A 19,855-nucleotide genomic window follows, 5' to 3' on the forward strand; every position below is an offset into this window, starting at 1 on the left:
CCCCCGGTGGCTGGGGGCGGTGCGGTGCGGTGCGTGTCGTGGTGGTCCGGCCCGGTCCGCGCTGCGGTGCGGAGGCCGGTCCGGGTGGCCGCCACTGCTCGGCGGCCACCCGGGGTCCTGCGGAGGGTGCTTACAGACCCTTGAGGACGGTCTCGATCTGGTTCAGCACGTCGATCGAGGTGCCGTAGCGGTCGGTGGTGGCGTAGCCGACCGGCACGACCTTGCCGGCCTTGACGGCCTTGAGGTTCTGCCAGGAGGGCTGCTTCTCCAGGTCCTTGGTGTCCTGCGGGACCTCACCGGTGGCCACCGTCTTGGGCACCAGGATGATGTCGGCGTCGCCGAGCACGTCGAGCTTCTCGGTCGAGTAGGTGACCTCGTGCTCCTTGTCGTCCGCCGAGGCGGTGGAGAACTGGGCGCCCGCGTCGGCCAGCACCCGGCCGACCCAGCTGCTCTTGGTGTCGACCAGGAACTCGCCGCCGCCGTAGGAGGAGGCGATGGTCCACTTCACCGAGTTGAGCTTGCCGGCGTAGTCGGCCTTGATCTTCGCGGCCTTGGCGTCGTAGTCCGACTTCAGCTTCTTGAACTCGGCCTCCTTGCCCACGGCGGTGGCGATCTTCTCCTGCGCGTTCAGCAGGTCGACCGGCTTGTCCACGGCGAAGTAGAGCACCGGGGCGCCGAGGCCCTCCAGCTTCTTGATGCCCCAGTCGAAGGCGCTGGCGCCCTCGACCACGATCAGGTCGGGGCGGAGCGAGGCGATCTTCTCGATGTTCAGCTCGATGCCGGAGCCGATCGGCTCGATCTTCGCGGCGGCGTCCTTCTGCGAGGGCAGCAGCTCGACCGGGTTGTTCTCGTCCAGGGTGGAGGTGCCGACCGGCTGCACGCCGAGGTCGAGCAGCGCGCCGGTGGCGTACGAGACGGTGACGACCCGCTCGATCTTGGCCGGCACGGTGATGCTGCCGTTGGTGGCCTCGATGGTCTTCGGGCCGGCGGCGGACGCCTTGGCGTCGCCGGCCGGGCTCGCGTCCTTGGCGCCGTCCGAACCGCAGGCGGCCAGCGAGAGCACGGCGGCGGCAGCGGTGGCCGCGGCGGCGATTCTGCGGCTGGTCAGGACACGGGTGTTCATGGTTCTCCTAGAAGGGTGGTGCACGGGGGGCGGTGAGGGGAGGTCAGGTGGTGCGGGGTGGCCCGGCAGGGGCTCAGGCGCAGGGGCTCAGGCGGTGAGCGCGGCGGCCCAGACGGCCAGGGTCGGGACGGGCGCCAGCTCGATCAGGTCGGCGAAGCCGAGCGAGGCGCCCCGGGTCCGCCAGGTCTCCACCAGGCTCATCAGCCGGATCGAGTCCAGGCCGAGGTCGCGCAGGTCGTCCTCGTCGCCGATGTCCTCCGGCTGCTCGCCGAGCACCTCGGCGAGGTCGGCCCGCAGGCTCTCCAGGTCGAGGCCGGGGGTGGTGGTGGGCATGGTGAAGTCCGTTCGCTCTGCGGTGGGGTGAGGAGGGGTCAGCGGACGCCGGCGGCGGCGCGCTGGTCGGCCTGCAGGCCGAGCTGGGTGCGGCGCAGCAGCAGCGAGTCGCTGATCTCGCCGGAGCGCACGGCCAGCGTGGAGAGCAGCGAGGAGGTGATGCCGTGGGTGTGCTCGGTGCCGCCCTGCAGGTAGATGCCGACCTCGACGTCCTCGGTGGTGAGCACCCGGTGGTCGCGGTCCACCCGGAGCCGGCCGGCCGGGTCGGTCAGGCAGTCGGCCGCCAGGTCGCCGAGCAGCTCACGCGGGTCGACGTGGGCGTAGCCGGTGGCCAGCACCACGGCGTCGGACTCCAGGGCGTACTCCTCGCCGGTGGCAAGGTTGCGCACCAGCGCGCGGGCGCCGTCGGCGGTGTGCTCGACGCCGGTCAGGCGGGTGGTGTTGAGCATCCGCAGGCGCTCCCGGCCGGCCACCTTCTCCTGGTAGACGGTGCGGTAGAGCTGCTCGATCAGGTCACCGTCCACCACCGAGTAGTTGGTGTTGGCGTGCAGGTCCAGCAGGCGCTGCTTCACCGGCTCGGGGGCGCCGTAGTAGTGGTCCACGGCCTCCGGGTCGAAGATCCGGTTGGCGAACGGGCTGTCGTCGGCCGGGCTGTAGCCGTAGCGGGTGAAGACCGCGCAGACCTCGGCGTCCGGGAAGGTGCGGTGCAGGTACTCGACGGCCTCGGCGGCGGACTGGCCGGCGCCGACCACGGTGAACCGACGGTGCTTCAGCTCGCCGAGCTGCGGGGCGCGGTGCAGCAGGTCCCGGGTGTGCCAGACCCGCTCGCCGGCCGTGACGCCCTCCGGCAGGCAGGGGGTGAGGCCGGTGCCGACCGAGAGGTTGCGGGCCAGGTGCACCTGGCGGTCGGCCGGGCCGGCCACCGCCTCGGTGACCACCTCGACGGCGACGGTGCGGCCGGCCTCGACCACCGGGCGGACCTCGACCGCGCTGCGGCCGTAGTCGACCGCGTCGGCGAACTCGGCGGCGCACCACTCCAGGTAGTCGTGGAACTCCAGGCGGGTCGGGTAGAACGACTTCTGGTTGATGAAGTCGGCCAGCCGGTCGCGCTCCTGGAGGTAGCAGAGGAAGGAGAACCGGCTGCGCGGGTCGCGCATGGTGACCAGGTCCTTGAGGAAGGCGACCTGCATGGTGGCGCCCTCCAGCAGCATCCCCCGGTGCCAGCCGAAGCGCGCCTGCCGCTCGACGAAGCGGGCGGCCAGCGCCTCCTGCGGGTTCCGCTCGTTGTGCGCCTCCACCGCGATGGCCAGGGCCAGGTTCGCGGGCCCGAAGCCTATGCCGATCAGGTCCTCGGTACGCAGACGCGACATCGTGTTCCTTCCGTTGAAGCCACTCAGAAATATTAAGGTAAGGCTTACCTAATCAACCTCTCGCACGACTGATCGAGAGTCAAATTCGGTAGGTGTACTGACTTTCCACCGCTCCCACTACGGGAGGACCGTGGTCCCCTCGCCGGAGCCCCCGAGGGCGGCCAGCAGGCTGTGGTGCACCCGGCCGTCCAGCACCTGGGCAGCGCCCACCCCGGCGCGCACCGCGCGCAGGCAGGCCTCCATCTTGGGGACCATCCCGCCGGTCAGCGAGGGCAGCAGCCCCTCCAGCTGGCCGGCCGTCAACTCCCCGATCACCTCGGGGGATTCCGGCCAGTTCGCGTAGAGGCCGGGGACGTCGGTGAGCACCACCAGCACCTCGGCGCCGAGCGCCACCGCCATCGCGGCGGCGGCGGTGTCCGCGTTCACGTTGTAGACGTGGCCGTCGGTGCCGCGCGCGATCGAGGAGATGACCGGGATCCGGCCGTCCGCGATCAGCGCGCGCACCGCCCCGACCTCGACCTCGACCACGTCGCCGACCAGGCCGATGTCCACCGGCTCGCCGTCCACCACCGCGTACCGCTTCACCGCGGTCATGGTGTGCGCGTCCTCGCCGGTCAGCCCGACGGCCAGCGGGCCGTGCTCGTTGAGCAACCCGACCAGCTCGCGCTGGACCTGACCGGCCAGCACCATCCGGACCACGTCCATGGTCTCGGGGGTGGTGACCCGCAGACCGGCCGTGAAGCTGGACTCCAGACCGAGCCGGTCCAGCTGCGAGCTGATCTGCGGACCGCCGCCGTGCACCACCACCGGGTGCACCCCGGCCCGGTGCAGGGCGACCACGTCCCGGGCGAACGCGGCCTTCAGGCCCTCGTCCACCATGGCGTTCCCACCGAACTTGACCACCACGATCCGGCCCATGAGCAGCGCGGACGGCGTCGGGCCGGCAGGACCCTCGACCAGTTGGCTGATCAACGAAAACCCCCTCGAAAAGACTTAGGTAAGGTTTACCTTACTGTCTCTTGGGAGCTCCCGTCACCACCCTGACCGTCCGTCATCGGCCGTCGGGCGCCCGCCGGAACGCCCGGTGCCCCGGCGGGCCGCCGGAGCGGCCCGTCGGGGCACGGGTGGGGGTCTTACGGAGCAGGGCTCAGTAGGCGGCCGTGACGGTCACTCCGGAGAAGCCCTGCTTGGCCTGCAGGCTGAAGTACACGTAGCCGGCGGGCGGGTCGGTGACGGTCAGGGTCTCCGCGTTGTCCGGTCCGGCGGATGCCGTGACGTAGGAGTTCTCGTAGGCCCAGCCGTAGGGGTTGTAACGAAGATCACCGTTGCCGGTGCCCCCGCTCGCGGTCACCCGCAGCTGCTTGGTGCCGGGCGGCACCAGGACGTAGAAGTGCGCGTGGTTCCCGGTGCCGGCCGAGACGTTGTTCCGGGCGCAGTCCGGTCCGAGCCGGCGGGTGTCCCCGCCGCACTCCGGCAGCACCGGTCCGGTCGGCACCGTGGCGCAGGCACCGGCTCCGCAGCGGTACAGCCACTGGTCGAAGTCGGCGTCCAGCCGGGTGCCGATGGTGTCCTTCAGGAAGGACCGGGCACCCTGCCAGTCACCGGCCCGGTAGCGGGCCAGCACCGTGTCGGTGTCACCCCGGCGCTGCTCCATCATGTAACGGACCGCCAGGTAGCCCCACCGGTAGGTGCGGTCCTGGTTGCCGTTGGCGTAGGTGGTGTCGAACAGCTCGCTCAGCCGGTAGGCGTGCGGCTCCCGGGCCAGCCGCATCGCGGCCTCGTTGGCCTCCTTGAGGTAGGAGACCGCCAGGTACTCGGCGAAGCCCTCGGTCCACCAGACGGTGGGGGTGGTGGAGCCCTCCTCGAAGGTGCCGTGCATGGTGAACCGGGCGTCCAGGTAGTGGGTGTACTCGTGGTTGAGGTTCCACACCTGGAAGCCGTCCAGCCACTCCGCCTCGTAGGCCACGAAGCGCGCCTGGTTGCCGGCCTTGGCCGGGTCGCCCTCCAGGTACATCCCGCCGTTGTCGGTCGCGATCCCGAAGATCGCCGCCGCCAGGGTGGTGTACTCCCACGAGTCGCCGAAGACGACCACCTCGATCCGGGAGTTGAGGTCACCGGCGACCGGGCCCTTGTCCCGGGCGATCCGGTGGAAGAACGCGTCCTGGGCCGTCAGGCTGGCGCAGGCGGCGGTCAGTTGGGCGGTGGTGGCGGCCTGGGCCCGGATCCGGATGGACGGGCTGCAGGTGAAGGAGACGGTCAGGTTGGCCGCCCCCAGCCGCTCGGGCTCCTCACAGGTGCCCCAGTACCCGCAGTGCTCCGGGTCGGCGTAGCGGATCGAGGCGACCACGGCGGCCCGCTGGTAACGGGTGTCGCCGGTGACCGAGGAGCGGTCCAGCAGGGTGCGCAGCATCGGCTGCAGCCGGGGCCGCAGGTCGGGGTAGGCGACGAACCGGCCCAGCTCGTTGACGGAGTGCCAGAGGACCCGCCGGTCGGGCCCGCCGAGCAGCGCCTGGTTGCGCAGGGTGAAGCCGTACAGTGCGTCCAGCACGCCCTTGTCGGCCCGCACCGCGTCCACGAAGCCGGCCTGGGTGTGGCCGGTGAACAGCAGGGTGAAGACCGGGTTCACGGACCAGGTCAGGCCCTGCTTGCCCCAGGTGGCCACGTCGTAGGAGTTGAGCAGTTCCTTGACGATGCCGAGGTAGCGGGTGCTCTCGCGCAGGCAGTCCAGCAGCACGGCGGCCCGGGCCAGCGGGTCGGCGTTGGCCGCGGTGACGTCGCGGGAGCGGGGGTTGGCGAAGAAGGTCTCCGCCGCCGAGCGGACGGCGGCGCGCACGGCCGTGCCGTAGCCGGGCAGTTCGGTGGTGTGGGTGGACTGCCAGAAGAAGCCGGCCTGGAGGTAGTACAGCAGCTGGACGATCTGGCCGCTGTTGTCACCCCGGTAGGCGGCGGCGGCCTCGCGGGCCGCGTTGGCCACGGCGGTCATCTGCGGCTCGGCGAAGGCGCGCCTGCCCTCGGCGGCCGGCAGCACGAACAGGCCGTTGACGCACCAGAAGTCGACGAACCTGACCAGCTGCACCAGGGCGGCCCCGGTGCGGTTCGCGAAGTCGGCACCGTTGCAGGCGGCGGCCTCCGTGTCCGCCGCTGCGGCGCCCAGGCCCTTGGCGGTCGCCGCCTTCGCGGGCTGCGACTGCTCGGGGGTGAGTTGGACCGGCGCCGGGTGCTCGGACGCCGGAGCGTCGTCCCGGGCCGCCTCGCCCTCGCCGGTGGGCGGGGCCGCGGTGGCCGGGCCGGGCATGGGGGCCTCGGTCCGTCCGGCCGGGGCCGGCGCGGGTGCCGAGGGGAGGGTCGGGGTGGCGGCCCGCCCGCTGGGGGCGAACAGGCCGATGGTCAGGAGCAGGGTCAGGGTGACGGTCAGGAGCCTTGCCAACTGCGGGAGTCGCCAGAGGCGTGAGGTACTCACGTGGGGGTACTCCGGAATGCTCGACCGGCCGCGTCGTGGGGTGCGTCCGGTGCGGTGTAGCGGCCCGGCGCGGGAGCCGCCCGTCGGCGGCCGTCCTCGCTCGGTGGGGATGGAAATAGCATGGCACATGTCACATCCCGTCGGGGTACGGATTTCGGCCACTTGTGTGTGGTTGCGTTCGGATCTGACCCTTGACGACGGCGAATCGCTTCGGATCCCGTGCGGAATAGCGCGATTCGGTGCGGAACCGTCCGTTCGGCACCACGAACCGACGACCGGGCACCGCCCGCCCCGGTGGTGACGGTCCCTCACCCACCGGCACCCGGCAGGCGGCGGAGCGCCAGGCCGCACGGCTCAGCGCCGCACCCGGCACGGCAGGCCCCGCCGGTGACGACCCCTCACACACCGGCCGCCGACACCGGCGAAGCGGCAGGCAACGCCGGAGCCGACCCGGCAGGCCACACCGCACGGCCGACCTCGCCGGTCACGACCCCACCCACCACCAACCCCGCACGCGACGGGACACCGGGGCCACACCCCTCGCCACCACACCGGGCGCACCCGGCCCCGCCGGTGACGACCCCTCACACCCCAGCCGCCGACACCCGCGAAGCAGCAGGCAACACCGAAGCCGACCCGGCAGGCCACACCGCACAGCCGACCTCGCCGGCCACGCCCCCCACCCACCACCAACCCGCACGCGGCGCGACACCGGGGCCACATCCCTCACCACCACACCGAGCGCACCCGGCCCCGGCAGTGACGACCCCTCACACCCCGGCCGCAGGCAACGCCGAAGCCGACCCGACAGGCCACACCGCACGGCCGACTCCGCCGATCGATCACGTGGCGGCGCCCGGCGAGCGGCAGGAGCACCGGGCCGCGCGGCTCAGCGCTGCACCGGGCGCGGCCAGCTCCGGTGGTGACGGTCGATCACGTAGTGGTGCCCGTGGGCGTATCCGGTCTCGTCGGGGTGGGCGTCGGCGAGGTGCGGGTGGCCGGAGGGCAGGTCGGTGTGCCGGTGCGTCAGTACCTCCGGGTCCCCGGCGGGCCAGAGCCGGACCGCCGCCACCGCCCCCACCAGCGCGACCACACCCGATACCCCGGCCGCCACCGGCAGTCCGGCTCCGGCGGCCAGCCGACCGGCCAGCGGGTAGGTCAGCAGCCAGCAGGCGTGCGAGAGCGAGAACTGCGCGGCGAAGGCGGCCGGCAGGTCGACCTCGGCCGCCGACCTGCGCAGCACCCGCCCGCCCGGGGTGAGCACCGCCGAGCCGGCCGCGCCGATCGCCGCCCAGGCCACCAGCAGCGCCGCCCACGCCCAACCCCCCTCCCCGGCCCGGAGGGTGACGGCCGCTCCGCCGAGCGCCACCGGCAGTCCGAACGCGGCGGGCAGCATCACCACCCGGTCGGTCAGCCGGCCCAGCACGCGCGGCAGCAGCAGCGCGGTGACCATCGAGCCCGCGCCGTACGCGGCCAGCGCGAGCGTCACCGCCTCGGCCGGGTGGTGGAAGTGGTCCCGGACCACAACCACCGTGTTCACGTAGACCATCGCCCCGGCCGCCGCCACCGCCAGGTCCAGCGCGAGCAGCGCCCGCAGCCGGGGCGTGGCCCGGAACAGCCGCATGCCGGACACCGCCCGCCCGCGCCGGCTCTCCCCCACCCGCTCCGCCCCGGGCAGCGCCACCGACAGCACCAGCCCGGCCGAGGCCAGGAAGCCGACCGCCGTCCCGGCGAACAGTCCGTGGAAGGAGACCACCGTCAGCAGCGCCCCCGCCAACGCCGGGCTGACCAGCGCCTCCAGGTCGTAGGCCAGCCGGGAGAGCGAGAGCGCGGCGGTGTACTCGCGCTCCTCGGGCAGCAGCTCGGGGATCACCGCCTGGAAGGCCGGGGTGAACACGGCCGAGGCGGCCTGGAGCAGAAGCACCGTCAGGTACACCTGCCAGACCTCGGTGACGAACGGCAGCGCCACCGCCACCCCGGCCCGCACCAGGTCCGCCCCCACCAGCAGCACCCGCCTCGGCACCCGCCGGGCCAGCACCCCCGCCAACGGGGCCACCGTCACGTAGGCGACCATCTTCACCGCCAGCGCGGTGCCCAGGACCACCCCTGCCCCCGCACCGGCCAGGTCGTACGCGAGCAGGGCCAGCGCGACGGTGGCCAGCCCCGTCCCGGCCAGGGCCACCAGCTGGGCGGTGAACAGCCGCCGATAGGCGGGGTGTCGCAGGACGGAGATCATCGGCCGGCCCCCGGAGGTGTGCTGCGGTGCGCTCCCCTCCAGCATAGGGAGATGTGCGCAGCTGCGCACGCATTCGCGCACTCAGTCGTGCGGCGGCAACGCCCCGACCTGATGGTCCGCCACGTTCAGCGCCTCGTCGACCAACCTCCGCAGGTGCCCGTGCCCCAGCGCGTACACCACCCGCCGCCCCTCCTTGCGACCCACCACCAGCCCGGCCGTCCGCAGCTTCGCCAGGTGCTGGCTGACCGCCGTCCGGGCGGCGCCCGTCGACTCGATCAGGGTGGTGACGTCCGCCTCCCCGCGCCCCAGCCGCTCCATCAGCGCCAGCCTGGTCCGGTCCGCCAGCAGCCCCAGCACGCCGGCGGCCACCTCGATCCGGTCCTGGCCGAGCGGGTGCACATGGCTCGCACCTGCGGTGTGCCTGCTACTGCTCATACGCTCCATCCTAGGGCCGCCGACCCGTGCGCACCCGCGCACCCGTCCGGTGCACCGTCAGCCGGTGGTGAGTGCCGCGGAGAGCTCCGAGAGGTCGAAGCCTCCCCAGGTGAACTCCCGCACCAGCTCCAGCCGCTCCTCGGTCAGCCGTGCCTTCGGCCGGCCGGCCCGGAACTCGTCGACCACCTGCCGGGCGGTCCCGGTCAGCCCGAACCGACGTGCCATCAGGTACGCCTTGACCAGCCGGCGTTCGGTGTCCCGGACGTACACGGTCAGATCGATCGGGCCGAATCGCAGCCGGTCCTCCCGGGTCGCCATCAGCTCGACCACCTCACCGGTGGTCAGCACCAGCAGCGGCCGCAGTCGGCGGACGTCCTCGACCAGCTCCGGCGGCAGCCCGTCGCCGCCGCCGTCCGTCCGGTACTGCCCCGGGGCCGGCGGGCCCTTCCTCTCGGAGCGCAGCGCAGTCCGGAGCGAGAACCGGAAGCCGAACTGCCCGAACTCCTCGACCGCCCGGTCCGGGTAGTCGGCCGAGACGTCGACCAGCACCTCCACGCCCGGGAAGTCGACGTGCCCCCGCCCGGGCTCCAGCACGGATGCCTTGGCCGCCTTCACCGTCAGTTCGGAGGTCAGCTCGCCGGGGAACGCACAGGTCCCCTTGCGTACCGTGAAGCCCTCACCGAGGACCTCGGCCGCGAGGCCGCGCGCGACGGCGGGGCCGGTCCACTTCACCATCCCGCACTCCTTCCGGCCGCCCTCACCGACGACACTCCCCGGTCCTGCTCCGGATGATCCCACGCTGCCGGAACCGGGATCCGCCGGTGCCCTTGACCGGCCTGGTCGTCCACACCTCACCGGGCCGGTGGCAGGCGGACGGTGGATGCCCCGAGCCGTGGGTCGGACATCGCGCCCGCTGTGACGCACCGTAGCCCGGCCGGCTCAGCCGCTGTGCTCCTTCCAACAGGTCATCACGGTGGTCGCCGCCATCACCGAGACGTCCGCCCGGCTCCTCGGCGGGACACCGAAGCCCTCCGGCAGGCTACCCACCTCCACCGTCAGCACCATCCCGTCCTTGCGGACCACGGTCGAACCGTCCGCCCCGGTGAAGGCCGCCTCCCCCAGCCCGGTCACCTCCACCGCCCGGCCCGCCGCACTCCGGGCCGCCTCGAAGTCGGCCGTCGCCGCCGCCCGGCCGCCGGACTCCCGCACCGAGAGCACCAACTCCCCCGCCGGGTACCGGTACGGGCACCGGTAGACCCGGCCGTCCCAGCTCCCGACCGGCGTGCTGACCGGCTCGCTGCCGAGCGCACCCGCCAACTGCCGCAGCACGAAACCCCCGCAGACCATCCGCGACGCCTCCGACGGGCCGGCCGCCGAAGCGGAGGGCGGGGCGTCCGCGTGGTGATGCAGTGCGGGGGCCCGGTCGGCGCCGCAGCCGGTCAGGGCGAGCAGTGCGGCCAGGGAGAGCAGTGCGGCCAGGGCGACCGACGGAAGGAGGGCGGCGGCGGGCGGACGACGGACCACGGGGACTCCAGACGGGGATCGACGGGTTGCTGCCGGTACTGCCGCGACCCGCCCGCCCGGACGGTGCGGAGGGCGGGCGGGCCACGGCGGCCGACGGCGGATCGGCTACGGCAGGCGGTACTGCGCGTTCAGAGCGGCGCCCTTCTGCGGCTGGTTCTGGTCGTAACCGCGCGGGTCGCACTGGAGGCCGCCCACGATGCAGTGGTTGACCAGGGCGGCCAGCGTGGCCGGGTCCCAGGCGTTGAAGAAGTCGTAGTGGAAGGTGAAGCCCCGCCCGCTGGAGAGGTGGAGCTGCGCCAGGTGGTTGAGGTCGGCCGGGAAGCCGACCTTGAACTCGATCATCGGCACCGCCACCGGGTGGGTGGCCGGGCAGACCCCGTTGATCGGGTACGCCATGTGGCTCTTGTGGTCGGGGGTGTCCAGGTGGATGCCGTTCCAGCAGCTCGGCGCCTGGTAGCGGATCGCCACGTCACCGCCGCCGGGGCAGGCGGTCGGCAGGTCGACGCTGTGGTAGCCGTCGCCGCACTCCCAACCCGCCACGTAGCCGGGGCTGGTGGCGAACTCGGTGGCACTGGCCGTCGGGCTGCCGACCACGAACCGCAGGCCCGGCGGGAACGGCCGGACGCTGGTGTAGTCGGTGACGGCGCCCTTGTAGTAGATGGTCTGGAGGTTGTTCGGCATCACCGGGGTGTTGCCGTCCAGCACCGTCGGCATCCAGTAGCCCGACTTGTCGCCGGGCGCCAGGCAGGTGGTGCTGCCGGCCTGCAGCGAGGCGAGCGAACTGCCCGCCGTCACCGTCGGGTTGCCCAGGAAGGTGTGCAGGTGCGAGGCACCGGCCCGGCCCGGGTAGACGATCGGGTCGTCCGGGAGGTTGTGCGTCGCGGTGCAGTTGGCCTGGAACTCGTGGAAGTACGCGTGCGGCGGCTGGTAGGTGGAGGGCACCACACCGGTCACCGGCGGATCGGCGAGCACGTAGCCCGTGGTGGGGGTGGTGACCTGCCCGTAGACCTTGAACTCGTAGAGCGAGTAGCCGTACCCGTTGGCCCGCTGGGTCGCGGTCAGCCGGACGTAGCGGCCGGTGCCGGAGACGGCCAGGCTCTGGGTCCCGCCGGTGGCGGCGGCGTTCTCGTACACCGTGCTCCAGCTGACCGCGTCCGGTGAGGTCTGGATCCGGAACGCCTTCGCGTACGCGGCCTCCCACTGGAGCTCGACCCGGCTCACGGTGGCCGGGCCGCCCAGGTCGATCTGGATCCACTGCGGGTCGCTCCACGCACTGGCCCAGCGGCTGGCGGGGTCGTTGTCGACCACCGCCCCCGCCGGGAAGTTGGCACTCTCGATCGAGGACGCCGTCACCGGCTTGGCGAGCGAGATCAGCGGGTCGGCGGCTGCCGCCGCGTGCCAGGTGGCGCCGGTCAGCCCGGCGAAGGCCAGCGCGGCGGTGAACGCCGCGGCCAGCACCGCGCGCGGGGCGCCACGGGAGAGGAATCGGGGTCGCATCGGACCTCCAGGTCGGGTGGGTGGGTGGGGGACTGCTACCTGACCGTTCCGGGAGAGCGCTCTCCCAGCACTGAGAGGGTGCTGCCTGACTGACGTGCTGTCAAGAGTCGTACGCATCGGGCCAGCTGAGGCCACCCCGGCCGACACCTCCTGAACCCGAACGGCCCGGGCGGCTCCGCCGACGCACATCCACATCCAGGCCCCGATCGACACCCCGGTCCACGCCGTCACCCGGGACACCGCCGGCCACGTCGGTGGCGGGTACGGCAACGGCACCCCGGCGGCCGACGCCGACGGCATGGCGTACGTCCACGGCCACCTCGACCCGTGCGGCGTCGACTCCGGCGACACCGAACGCTGCCCGCAGTCCCTGCGGCTCACCCTCCACGAGGGCACCGCCCCGCCCGCGCGCGCCGAAGCCCCGACCGGGAGGTCCGGCCGGGGCTGGGGCCCTTGCGGGGAGAGTCAGTTGACGTGCACCACCGGGCCGCCGGCCTGGCTGGTGTCGGCGACCGGGCCGTAGGAGGCGGAGAAGTAGCCCTCCCCCGGGCAGAGGCCGGAGCCGCCGCTCTTGACGAAGTACTCGTTGCGGAACGCCAGGCCGTGGGTGGTGTTGTCGGCCGCACCGGTGAAGCTGCCGCTCAGCTGGTAGGTGCAGGTGAGCGTGCCGAACCAGGAGTTGAGCACGGCGGTGGCCTGGATCGGCCCGGCCGTCCCGCCGTTCATGGTGACCGGGAGACCGGCCGCGTCGCTGATCGAGACGGTGTAGGGCAGGTTCCCGACCGTCAGGCTCTTCACCGAGGTGACGCCGGTGACGTTGGCCGTGCACGAGCCGAAGGTCTGGCCGGTCAGCGCGGCGGTGGCGACGCCGGGCGCGGCGGGGTTGGCGGTGACCCTGGAGGTGTACTGCGAGACGGCGCAGGTGACGCCGGTCGTGCCGGTGGCGGTGGAGTAGAAGGTGGCCTTGGTGCCGGCGGCGAGCGGGGCGGCGAGGACGTCCCCGACCGCGACGGCCGAGCCGGCGGCGCCGCCGGTGGTCAGCACGGCGGCAGCCGTCAGCGGCGGCGCGGCGGCCGAGGCCGGCAGGGCTCCGAGGGCCAGGGTGGCAGCGGCGGCGGCGAGGGTGAGGTGGGTGCGAGCGCGCATGGGAAAGCCTCTTTCTCGGTAGGGGCGAGAAGGTGAACTTTCATGGCCGGGCCGGGAGTTGGCATGTCCGGGCGGCGTCCCTACGTTGTAAGCCCGTGGCAGGTCGCGGTCAACCCTTGCTGACGAACTGTCAGCATCGCTGGATGGTCACCCTCAGCCCCGTCGGCAGATCCAGTGGCTCCGGCTGGCGGCGTACCTGCGCTGCTCACCGCTCGGTGCGGTCACCACCACCTCACCGTCGTAGTCGAGCCGCTCACCGGCCGCGACGAAGACGGCCCGGTCCAGCTCGACGTGGAAGTCGGGACCGAACGTGAACGCGGAGAGCATCAGCAACCGCGGGACCGGCGCGTTCCGTTCGAGGCGGAGTGTCATCCCGCGAGCCTGGCCCACCGGGCCGCCCGGTGTCGACCGGATTCCGGGCCGGCGGCTACGCCCGCTCCCCCGGGTACACCTCGGCGATGCTGCGGCGGGTGGTGTCGAGCTTCTTCAGCACGTGGGCGACGTGCTGCTCGATGGTGCGCGGGGAGAGGAAGAGGGCCTGGGCGATGGCCTGGTTGGTGGCACCCTCGACCAGCAGCTCGGCGACCTGCCGCTCGCGCGGCGAGAGGGCCGACCCGTAGCCCTGCCGGCCCCTGCCGGACCGGGCCAGGCCGAGCTCGCGGAGCAGGGGGCGGCAGCGGGCGGTGTCGGCGGTGGCACCGAGCCGGGCGAAGGTGTCGGTGGCGGCGGAGAGGTGGGCGGCGGCCCGCTCGCGATCCGGACCGGCGGCCAGCGCGCGGGCCAGCTGCTCGTCGGCCAGTGCGGTGTCGTACGGGCGGCCGACCGCCTGCCAGAGTGTCCGGGCGGCCTCGAACTCGACCGCCGCGCGCTCCGGCTGACGCTCCGCCAGCCACAGGCCCCGGGCCAGCCGGAGTTCGGCATCGGCGCCCGGCCCGTCCCGGCCGCGCAGCCCCTCCGCCGCCCGCTCCACCAGCTCGCCCGCCTCCCGCACCTCGCCGCAGGCCAGCCCGGCGGCCACCGCCACCGGCAGCAGCCCGGTCGCCCGGGCCCAGGCCCCGGCCCGGGCCAGCACGGTGACGGCCGGGGCGGCGGTGGCCCAGGCGTCCGCCGGGGCTCCCTCGGCGAGCCGGGCGGCGGCCAGGCCGGCCGCCGCCCGGACGGCCGAGGTCACCTGGGACTCCCGCTCGCCGGCCTCGACCGCGGCCCGGAACAGCCGCAGGGCCTGGGCGGTCCGGCCCCGGGCCGCGGCCAGCCGACCGAGGGTGAGGCTCTCCTCGGTGCCGGCCATCGCCATGTCCGGGTACTGGTCGCCCAGTTCGGCGAAGCGCTGCTCGATCCCGGTCCACCGGCCGGCCAGCACCTCCAGCCGCAGCAGGGCGATCCGGCTGTAGCACTCCAGGTAGGCGATGTCCGCCCGGCGGGCCAACTCCCGGCTCTCCGCCAGCAGTTCGGCCGCCCTCCGGTCGTGGCCGAGCTCGATGGCCAGCTCGCCGACGTTGTAGACCGCCCGGGTGGTCTGGCGCAGCACGTCGGTGTCGGACGAGCGGCGCGGCAGCCGCTCCAGCTCGGCCCAGACCGTCGGATCGCCGTCCCGGGCCAGCAGGGTGAGCCGGGTGGCCCGGGCGGCGGCCCGGACGGCCTGGTCCGGGCTGCCCTCCAGGGTGCGTTCGGCCCGCTCCAGCCAGCCCCGGGAGGCGGCGGCGGCCTCGTCGCGCTCGTTCATCGCCATCGCGGTCATCGCCCGGGCGGCCTTCTCCGGCATCGAGTCCAGCTCGCCGACGGCGCGGGCGATCTCCAGGTGCCCGGCCCGGTCGCCGCCGTGGTTGACCATCAGCAGGCCGAGGTCCATCCGGATCTCGCCCCGGGTGGCGGTGGGCAGCCGGGGGTCCGCCAGGATCGACCGCAGCACGGCGGCGTTGGCCAGGTGGTCCGGCCCGTTGACCGCGATCCGGCCGAGGGCCAGGGCGGTCCGGGAGCGGGCTTCGGCGGTGAGGTGCGGCTGTTCCAGCGCCTGGTGCAGCAGGGTGGCGGCGGTCCCGGTGTCACCGAGCGCGATGGACTGCTCCGCGGCCTCCTCGACCCGGGGCAGCCAGGCCTCCCGGTCCCCGGCCGCCAGCGTGTGGTGGGCGATCTGCACCAGCGGAGGGGGCGTCAGACGGCGCAGCGCCTCGACCGCCTGACGGTGCAGCCGGGCCCGCTTCGGCCCGGGCACGTGCCGGTAGACGACCTGCTGGGCGAGCACGTGCCGGAAGACGTACCGCCCGGTGTGCCCGGGTGCGCCGGGCCCGGGTCCGCCGGCTCCCGGTGGGCCGGCCACCGGTCCCCCGGGTCCCTCCCCGCCCGGGCCGGCTCCGTGCACCCCCGCCTCCGGGCGCCCGGCCTCGGGTGCGCCCGGCTCCCGTTGGGCGTCCTCGCGCCAGCCGGTCTCGCGCAGCACGGCTGCCTGGAGTGCCTCGGTCAGCCCCGCCGCCCCCCGCTCCGGGTCCAGCCCGGCGACGGCGGCCAGCAGTTCCTCGGTGGCGGGCACCGCGAGCACGGCGGCGGCGTCCACCATGGCGGCGCCGGTGGCCGAGAGGGTGGCCAGGCGTTCGGTGACGGCCTCGCGCAGGCCCCGGGGCACCTCGGCGTGGGCCAGGTCGGCGGCGGCCGCGGCCGAGCGGCCGGGCAGGCTCTGCTCGGCGAGGGTGATCAGGTCCTCCTCGGCGACCAGCGGCAGGCCCTCACTGCGCCGGTGGAGGGCGGCGGTCAGAGCGGGGGTGGCCTGCCCCCCGAGCGCGGCGGCGGCCAGTTCGCCGATCTCGGCCTCGGAGAGCGGGGCCAGCCTGATCACGGCGCCGCTGGTGCCGGGCGGCCGGCGGTAGGCGGCGCCGAGCACCGGGGTGCTCGGCGGCAGGTCCTCGGCACGGTAGGTGCCGATCAGGGCGAGCCGGTCGGGCAGGTCCCGGGCGAGCAGCAGGAGCAGCTCCCGGGTCGCCTCGTCCACCCAGTGCAGGTCCTCGACCACCAGCACGGCCGGGCCGATCGCGGCCAGGAACGCCCGGACCGCGTGGACCAGTTGGTACCGCTCGCCCTGGGCGTCCCGGGCCCGGGGCGGCGGGGGCGGCAGCCGGTCCGCCAGGTCGGGCAGCAGCGGGGCGAGGGCCCCGGCGGTGGGCGGCACGCCCTCGGCGGGCAGCCACCGGCCGCCCTTGCGCAGCGCGTCCATCACCGGGCCGTAGGGGAAGGGCTCGCGCAGCGGGTGACAGTGGCCGGTGAGCACCCGCCGGCCGTCGGCGTCCAGTGCCCGGGCGGCCTCGTGGACCAGCCGGGACTTGCCGATCCCGGCCTCCCCCTCGACCAGCACCACCGCCGGCGGGTGCCGCACGGCCGCGAGCAGGAGCCCGAGCTCCCGCTGACGGCCGACGAACCCGAAGCTCCTGCCGGGGGCCGGTCGCCCGGGGCCTGCTGACACGCGATCACCATCCCTGTTTCGGCCACGCTAGATCGGCCCAGGTCAGGCGGCAAACGGCGGTGCGTGGCGGGTGCGCGGTGTGACAGAGTGTCACGATGAGGACGATCGGACTGCTCGGCGGGATGAGCTGGGAATCGACGGCGGAGTACTACCGGCTGCTCAACGAGCTGACCCGGGAGCGGCTCGGCGGGCTGCACTCGGCGAAGTGCGTACTGCACTCGGTGGACTTCGCCGAGGTGGAGCGGCTCCAGGTGGCGGGCGACTGGGACGCGGCGGGCGAGCTGCTCGCGGCGGCGGCCCGGTCGGTGGAGGCGGGCGGCGCGGATCTGCTGCTGATCTGCACCAACACCATGCACAAGGTCGCCGACCGGGTCGCGGCGGCGGTGTCGATCCCGCTGCTGCACCTGGCCGACGCGACGGCGGAGGCGGTGCTGGCGGCCGGGGTGCGGCGGGTCGGTCTGCTCGGCACGGCGTTCACCATGGAGCAGGACTTCTACCGGGAGCGGCTGGCCGGCCACGGGCTGGAGGTGCTGGTGCCGGACGCGGCCGGGCGGGAGCTGGTGCACCGGGTGATCTACCAGGAGCTCTGCCTCGGCGTGGTCCGCGAGGAGTCCCGCGCCGGGTACCGGGAGGTGATCGCCGCTCTGGTGGCGGCCGGGGCCGAGGGTGTGGTCCTCGGCTGCACCGAGATCGAGCTGCTGGTCGGCCCGGACGACAGCCCGGTGCCGGTCTTCCCGACCACCCGGATCCACGCCGAGGCGGCCGTCACGGCGGCCCTCTGGCCGGGCGGGGCCGTCTTCCGGAAGGGGCAGCGGGTGCGCTTCCGGGCCGCCGAGGACTGGCAGGACCCGCCGCGCTCCGTGCTGCCCGAGCAGGTCGGCGTCCCCGGGGTGGTGCTCGACACCTTCGTCCGCGAGGGGGAGGTGGTCTACCCCCTGGAGCTGACCGGGCCGCCGCGGACGGTCGGCGGGCGTTCGGTGACCGGCCCTCCCGGCACCGACTGGCTGATGCCCGAGCACTTCCTGGAGCCGGACGGCGAGCCGGGCGCGTAGCGTCGCGGCCCACCACGCCGGTGTGACACCGCCGGCGCGGAGTGCCACCCGACGGGCCGTCAGCCGTCGTCGCGGCAGAGGCAGAAGGGGTGACCCGCCAGGTCGAACAGCACCCGGACGTGGCGCTGCGGCTGATGGTCCGCCAGGGTGGCGCCAAGGGCGAGGGCCTCGGCGACGGCCGACTCCGGGTCCCCCGCCTGGAAGTCCAGGTGCATCATCGGGCGCTGCGCGCCCTCGGCCGGGGGCCGTCGTCGCGGCAGAGGCAGAAGGGGTGGGCCGCCGGGTCGAACAGCGCCCGGACGTGGCGCTGCGGCTGATGGTCCGCCAGGGTGGCGCCGAGCGCGAGAGCCTCGGCGACGGCCGACTCCGGGTCCCCCACCTGGAAGCCGAGGTGCATCATCGGGCGCTGCGCGCCCTCGGCCGGGGGCCGGACCGGAGGCCGGTAGCCGTCCGCCTGCTGGAAGCCCGGGAACGCGCCCTGCGGCGAGGAGGCGGACGGCCGTGCCGGGCTCCTCGTGGCCGAGGTGCCGGCCCGGCAGCTGCCCGGGGAACCGGGCCGGCGCGGACGGGTCCGGCGCCTCGATCGTGGTCCCCCACCACGTGCCTGCGGTCCGTGATCCCGTACCCGCACCCAGGCGCGCGCGGCCGGGCCGCGGTCAGGCCGCCTCGGGCACCAGCAGCTCGGCGGTGACCTGGGTGCCGGTGGCCGTGCGGCGGATGGTGCAGCCGGCCGCGTAGGCCTCGACCAGCAGCAGGCCCCGGCCGGTGCAGTCCTCGGGGCCGGTGTCGGCCTGCGGGCGCCAGTGGCCGTTGTCCCGGACCTGGACGACCACGGTCAGGCCGTCGCTGGCGAGCAGCAGGGCGACCTCGGCGCTCCCGCTGTGCCGGACGGCGTTGGCCACCAGCTCGGTGACGATCAGTGCGAGGGCCTCCTCGATGCTGTCCGGCACTCCCCACTGCCGGGCCAGCACCTGGGCGAAGTGCCGCAGGGCCGGGACGGCGGCCGGGTCGGCCGGCATGGCACACGCTGCCGATCCCTCGCGGACGGCGAGGTCGGGGGCGGTCTGGTCGATGGCGATCATCTGCGACTCCTGAAGGCGGGTGGGGCGGGCCTCCTGCCGGACAGCCTCGCCCGAACCCGGCACCGGATCAACCGGGGTCGGCCAAGTCACGGATACCTATTTAATGCGCGGAGGCCCGCGTTCCGGCGCCGCGAACCGTCCGCCCCGGGGCCGCCGGACCCGCTCAGCCGTAGGTGCGGGACATCCAGGTCTGGAAGTGCGGGGCGCTGCTGATCAGCTCCCGGTAGGACTCCACGGCCGAGCGGTAGAGCGTCTCGGCCACCGCGCCGGCCCGGCCGTCCCGGCGCCAGACCAGCAGGTAGCGGGTCCACAGCGGGGTGCCGGTGAGCGGTTTGACCACCACGCCGGGGATGGGCTGGATGGTGGCCTGCACCACCGAGACCCCGAGGCCCTCGGCGATCATCCGCTGGAGCTGCACCTGGTCGCCGAGGAACTCGTGCACCACCGCCGGGGTGAAGCCGGCCGCCGCGCAGGCGGCGTGGAAGAAGCCGGGCCAGCCGGCCCCGTCGTCGGGGGTGAGGAACCACGCCTCGTCCGCCAGGTCGGCGAGCGAGACCTCGGGCCGGTGGCGCAGCCGGTGCCCGGCCGGGAGGGCCAGGAAGACCGGCTCGGTGATGATGCCCCGGTGCTCGACGGCGGCCGAGTGCGGGAGCTCCTGGCCGGGGTAGTCGACCGCGAGGGCGACGTCGATCTCCTCCTGCTCCAGCAGCTCGACGATGGCGGAGGAGGAGTAGACGCTGCTGACGGTCAGCGGCACCTCGGGCAGCTGGCCGCGCAACCGCCGGACCAGGCCGGGCAGGACCGGGGTGTTGGTGGCGGCCAGTCGCAGGGCCCGCCCGGTGGGGGCGGCGGACGGGGTCTCCTCCTCGCGGCGGCCGATCCGCTCCACGGCGGCCAGCACCTCGCGGGCCCGGGCCAGCACCTGCGCCCCGTAGACGGTGGGCTTCACCCCGGCGGGGGTGCGCAGGAACAGATCCTCGCCGAAGTGCCGTTCGATCCGGCCCAGTTGGGTGCTCACCGCCGGTTGGCTGTGCCCGAGCACGGCCGCCGCCCGCCCGAGGCTGCCCGCCTCGGCGATCACGCACAGGGTGCGCAGATGCCGCAGCTCGAGTTCCACGCTTCGGCCCCCTCTCCTCCGGGAGCACG

Annotated in this window: 15 protein-coding genes and 4 pseudogenes; 1 reads left to right on the plus strand and 18 read right to left on the minus strand. The window is 74.1% G+C overall.

Features of this window, described 5'->3' with window-relative positions; translation table 11 throughout:
• Nucleotides 1-130: 130 nt before the first annotated feature.
• The 14 genes and pseudogenes from ACIRBX_RS00660 to ACIRBX_RS00725 form a co-directional block, all read right to left on the minus strand.
• Nucleotides 131-1,123, minus strand: a complete 993-nt coding sequence (locus ACIRBX_RS00660; RefSeq protein ID WP_402292893.1) for an ABC transporter substrate-binding protein — start codon at nt 1,121-1,123, stop codon at nt 131-133.
• Nucleotides 1,124-1,210: 87 nt separating this feature from the next.
• Nucleotides 1,211-1,456 carry a phosphopantetheine-binding protein gene (locus ACIRBX_RS00665; RefSeq protein ID WP_402292894.1) on the minus strand — a complete coding sequence of 82 codons (246 nt, stop codon included), beginning with the start codon at nt 1,454-1,456 and terminating at the stop codon, nt 1,211-1,213.
• 38 nt (nt 1,457-1,494) lie between these two features.
• Nucleotides 1,495-2,826: a lysine N(6)-hydroxylase/L-ornithine N(5)-oxygenase family protein gene (locus ACIRBX_RS00670; protein ID WP_402292895.1), complete on the minus strand. Its 1,332-nt coding sequence runs from the start codon at nt 2,824-2,826 to the stop codon at nt 1,495-1,497.
• Between the two features lie 117 nt (nt 2,827-2,943).
• Nucleotides 2,944-3,744, minus strand: a complete 801-nt coding sequence (gene argB / locus ACIRBX_RS00675) for an acetylglutamate kinase (RefSeq protein WP_402293869.1) — start codon at nt 3,742-3,744, stop codon at nt 2,944-2,946.
• Between the two features lie 229 nt (nt 3,745-3,973).
• Complete coding sequence (locus ACIRBX_RS00680; RefSeq protein WP_402292896.1) at nt 3,974-6,286, minus strand: collagenase; 2,313 nt, start codon at nt 6,284-6,286, stop codon at nt 3,974-3,976.
• 889 nt (nt 6,287-7,175) lie between these two features.
• On the minus strand, nt 7,176-8,522 hold the full coding sequence (locus ACIRBX_RS00685; protein WP_402292897.1) for an MFS transporter: 1,347 nt from the start codon (nt 8,520-8,522) through the stop codon (nt 7,176-7,178).
• Nucleotides 8,523-8,603: 81 nt separating this feature from the next.
• Complete coding sequence (locus ACIRBX_RS00690; RefSeq protein WP_402292898.1) at nt 8,604-8,957, minus strand: ArsR/SmtB family transcription factor; 354 nt, start codon at nt 8,955-8,957, stop codon at nt 8,604-8,606.
• 57 nt (nt 8,958-9,014) lie between these two features.
• Entirely contained in the window at nt 9,015-9,692 is a 678-nt protein-coding gene (locus ACIRBX_RS00695; protein WP_402292899.1) for a hypothetical protein, read from the minus strand.
• Between the two features lie 204 nt (nt 9,693-9,896).
• Nucleotides 9,897-10,481: a hypothetical protein gene (locus ACIRBX_RS00700; RefSeq protein ID WP_402292900.1), complete on the minus strand. Its 585-nt coding sequence runs from the start codon at nt 10,479-10,481 to the stop codon at nt 9,897-9,899.
• Nucleotides 10,482-10,586: 105 nt separating this feature from the next.
• A pseudogene (locus tag ACIRBX_RS00705) lies at nt 10,587-11,459 on the minus strand (DUF1996 domain-containing protein); the annotation flags it as partial.
• Between the two features lie 48 nt (nt 11,460-11,507).
• Nucleotides 11,508-12,278, minus strand: a pseudogene (locus ACIRBX_RS00710) (discoidin domain-containing protein); the annotation flags it as partial.
• A 165-nt stretch (nt 12,279-12,443) separates the two neighbouring features.
• A complete protein-coding gene (locus ACIRBX_RS00715) occupies nt 12,444-13,124 on the minus strand; it encodes a Tat pathway signal sequence domain protein (RefSeq protein ID WP_402292901.1) in 681 nt (226 codons plus the stop codon).
• Nucleotides 13,125-13,277: 153 nt separating this feature from the next.
• A complete protein-coding gene (locus tag ACIRBX_RS00720; protein ID WP_402292902.1) occupies nt 13,278-13,496 on the minus strand; it encodes a hypothetical protein in 219 nt (72 codons plus the stop codon).
• A 55-nt stretch (nt 13,497-13,551) separates the two neighbouring features.
• Nucleotides 13,552-16,575, minus strand: coding sequence for an ATP-binding protein (locus ACIRBX_RS00725; RefSeq protein ID WP_402292903.1), 3,024 nt, complete (start codon nt 16,573-16,575; stop codon nt 13,552-13,554).
• A 95-nt stretch (nt 16,576-16,670) separates the two neighbouring features.
• Between ACIRBX_RS00725 and ACIRBX_RS00730 the strand changes: the two are divergent.
• Nucleotides 16,671-17,354 (plus strand): annotated as a pseudogene (locus ACIRBX_RS00730) (aspartate/glutamate racemase family protein); the annotation flags it as partial.
• 332 nt (nt 17,355-17,686) lie between these two features.
• On the opposite strand, the pseudogene ACIRBX_RS00735 reads toward ACIRBX_RS00730, so the two are convergent.
• From ACIRBX_RS00735 to ACIRBX_RS00750, 4 genes and pseudogenes are all read right to left on the minus strand, one after another.
• A pseudogene (locus ACIRBX_RS00735) lies at nt 17,687-17,917 on the minus strand (VOC family protein); the annotation flags it as partial.
• Nucleotides 17,842-18,258 (minus strand): VOC family protein, encoded by a 417-nt coding sequence (locus tag ACIRBX_RS00740; RefSeq protein WP_402292904.1) that lies wholly within the window; start codon nt 18,256-18,258, stop codon nt 17,842-17,844. The pseudogene ACIRBX_RS00735 and the gene ACIRBX_RS00740, both read right to left, overlap by 76 nt.
• 25 nt (nt 18,259-18,283) lie before the next feature.
• Nucleotides 18,284-18,709, minus strand: a complete 426-nt coding sequence (locus ACIRBX_RS00745; protein WP_402292905.1) for an ATP-binding protein — start codon at nt 18,707-18,709, stop codon at nt 18,284-18,286.
• 163 nt (nt 18,710-18,872) lie between these two features.
• Nucleotides 18,873-19,826 (minus strand): LysR family transcriptional regulator, encoded by a 954-nt coding sequence (locus ACIRBX_RS00750; protein ID WP_402292906.1) that lies wholly within the window; start codon nt 19,824-19,826, stop codon nt 18,873-18,875.
• Between the last annotated feature and the right edge of the window lie 29 nt (nt 19,827-19,855).

The organism is Kitasatospora sp. NPDC096147 (assembly GCF_044763225.1).
Taxonomy (GTDB): Bacteria; Actinomycetota; Actinomycetes; order Streptomycetales; family Streptomycetaceae; genus Kitasatospora.

Bases quoted from the DNA above. Each gene is read 5' to 3' on its own strand.
- ACIRBX_RS00660 (WP_402292893.1), bottom strand. From the start codon at position 1,123: ATGAACACCCGTGTCCTGACCAGCCGCAGAATCGCCGCCGCGGCCACC.
- ACIRBX_RS00665 (WP_402292894.1), bottom strand. From the start codon at position 1,456: ATGCCCACCACCACCCCCGGCCTCGACCTGGAGAGCCTGCGGGCCGAC.
- ACIRBX_RS00670 (WP_402292895.1), bottom strand. From the start codon at position 2,826: ATGTCGCGTCTGCGTACCGAGGACCTGATCGGCATAGGCTTCGGGCCC.
- argB (WP_402293869.1), bottom strand. From the start codon at position 3,744: ATGGGCCGGATCGTGGTGGTCAAGTTCGGTGGGAACGCCATGGTGGAC.
- ACIRBX_RS00685 (WP_402292897.1), bottom strand. From the start codon at position 8,522: ATGATCTCCGTCCTGCGACACCCCGCCTATCGGCGGCTGTTCACCGCC.
- ACIRBX_RS00690 (WP_402292898.1), bottom strand. From the start codon at position 8,957: ATGAGCAGTAGCAGGCACACCGCAGGTGCGAGCCATGTGCACCCGCTC.
- ACIRBX_RS00695 (WP_402292899.1), bottom strand. From the start codon at position 9,692: ATGGTGAAGTGGACCGGCCCCGCCGTCGCGCGCGGCCTCGCGGCCGAG.
- ACIRBX_RS00715 (WP_402292901.1), bottom strand. From the start codon at position 13,124: ATGCGCGCTCGCACCCACCTCACCCTCGCCGCCGCCGCTGCCACCCTG.
- ACIRBX_RS00720 (WP_402292902.1), bottom strand. From the start codon at position 13,496: ATGACACTCCGCCTCGAACGGAACGCGCCGGTCCCGCGGTTGCTGATG.
- ACIRBX_RS00745 (WP_402292905.1), bottom strand. From the start codon at position 18,709: ATGATCGCCATCGACCAGACCGCCCCCGACCTCGCCGTCCGCGAGGGA.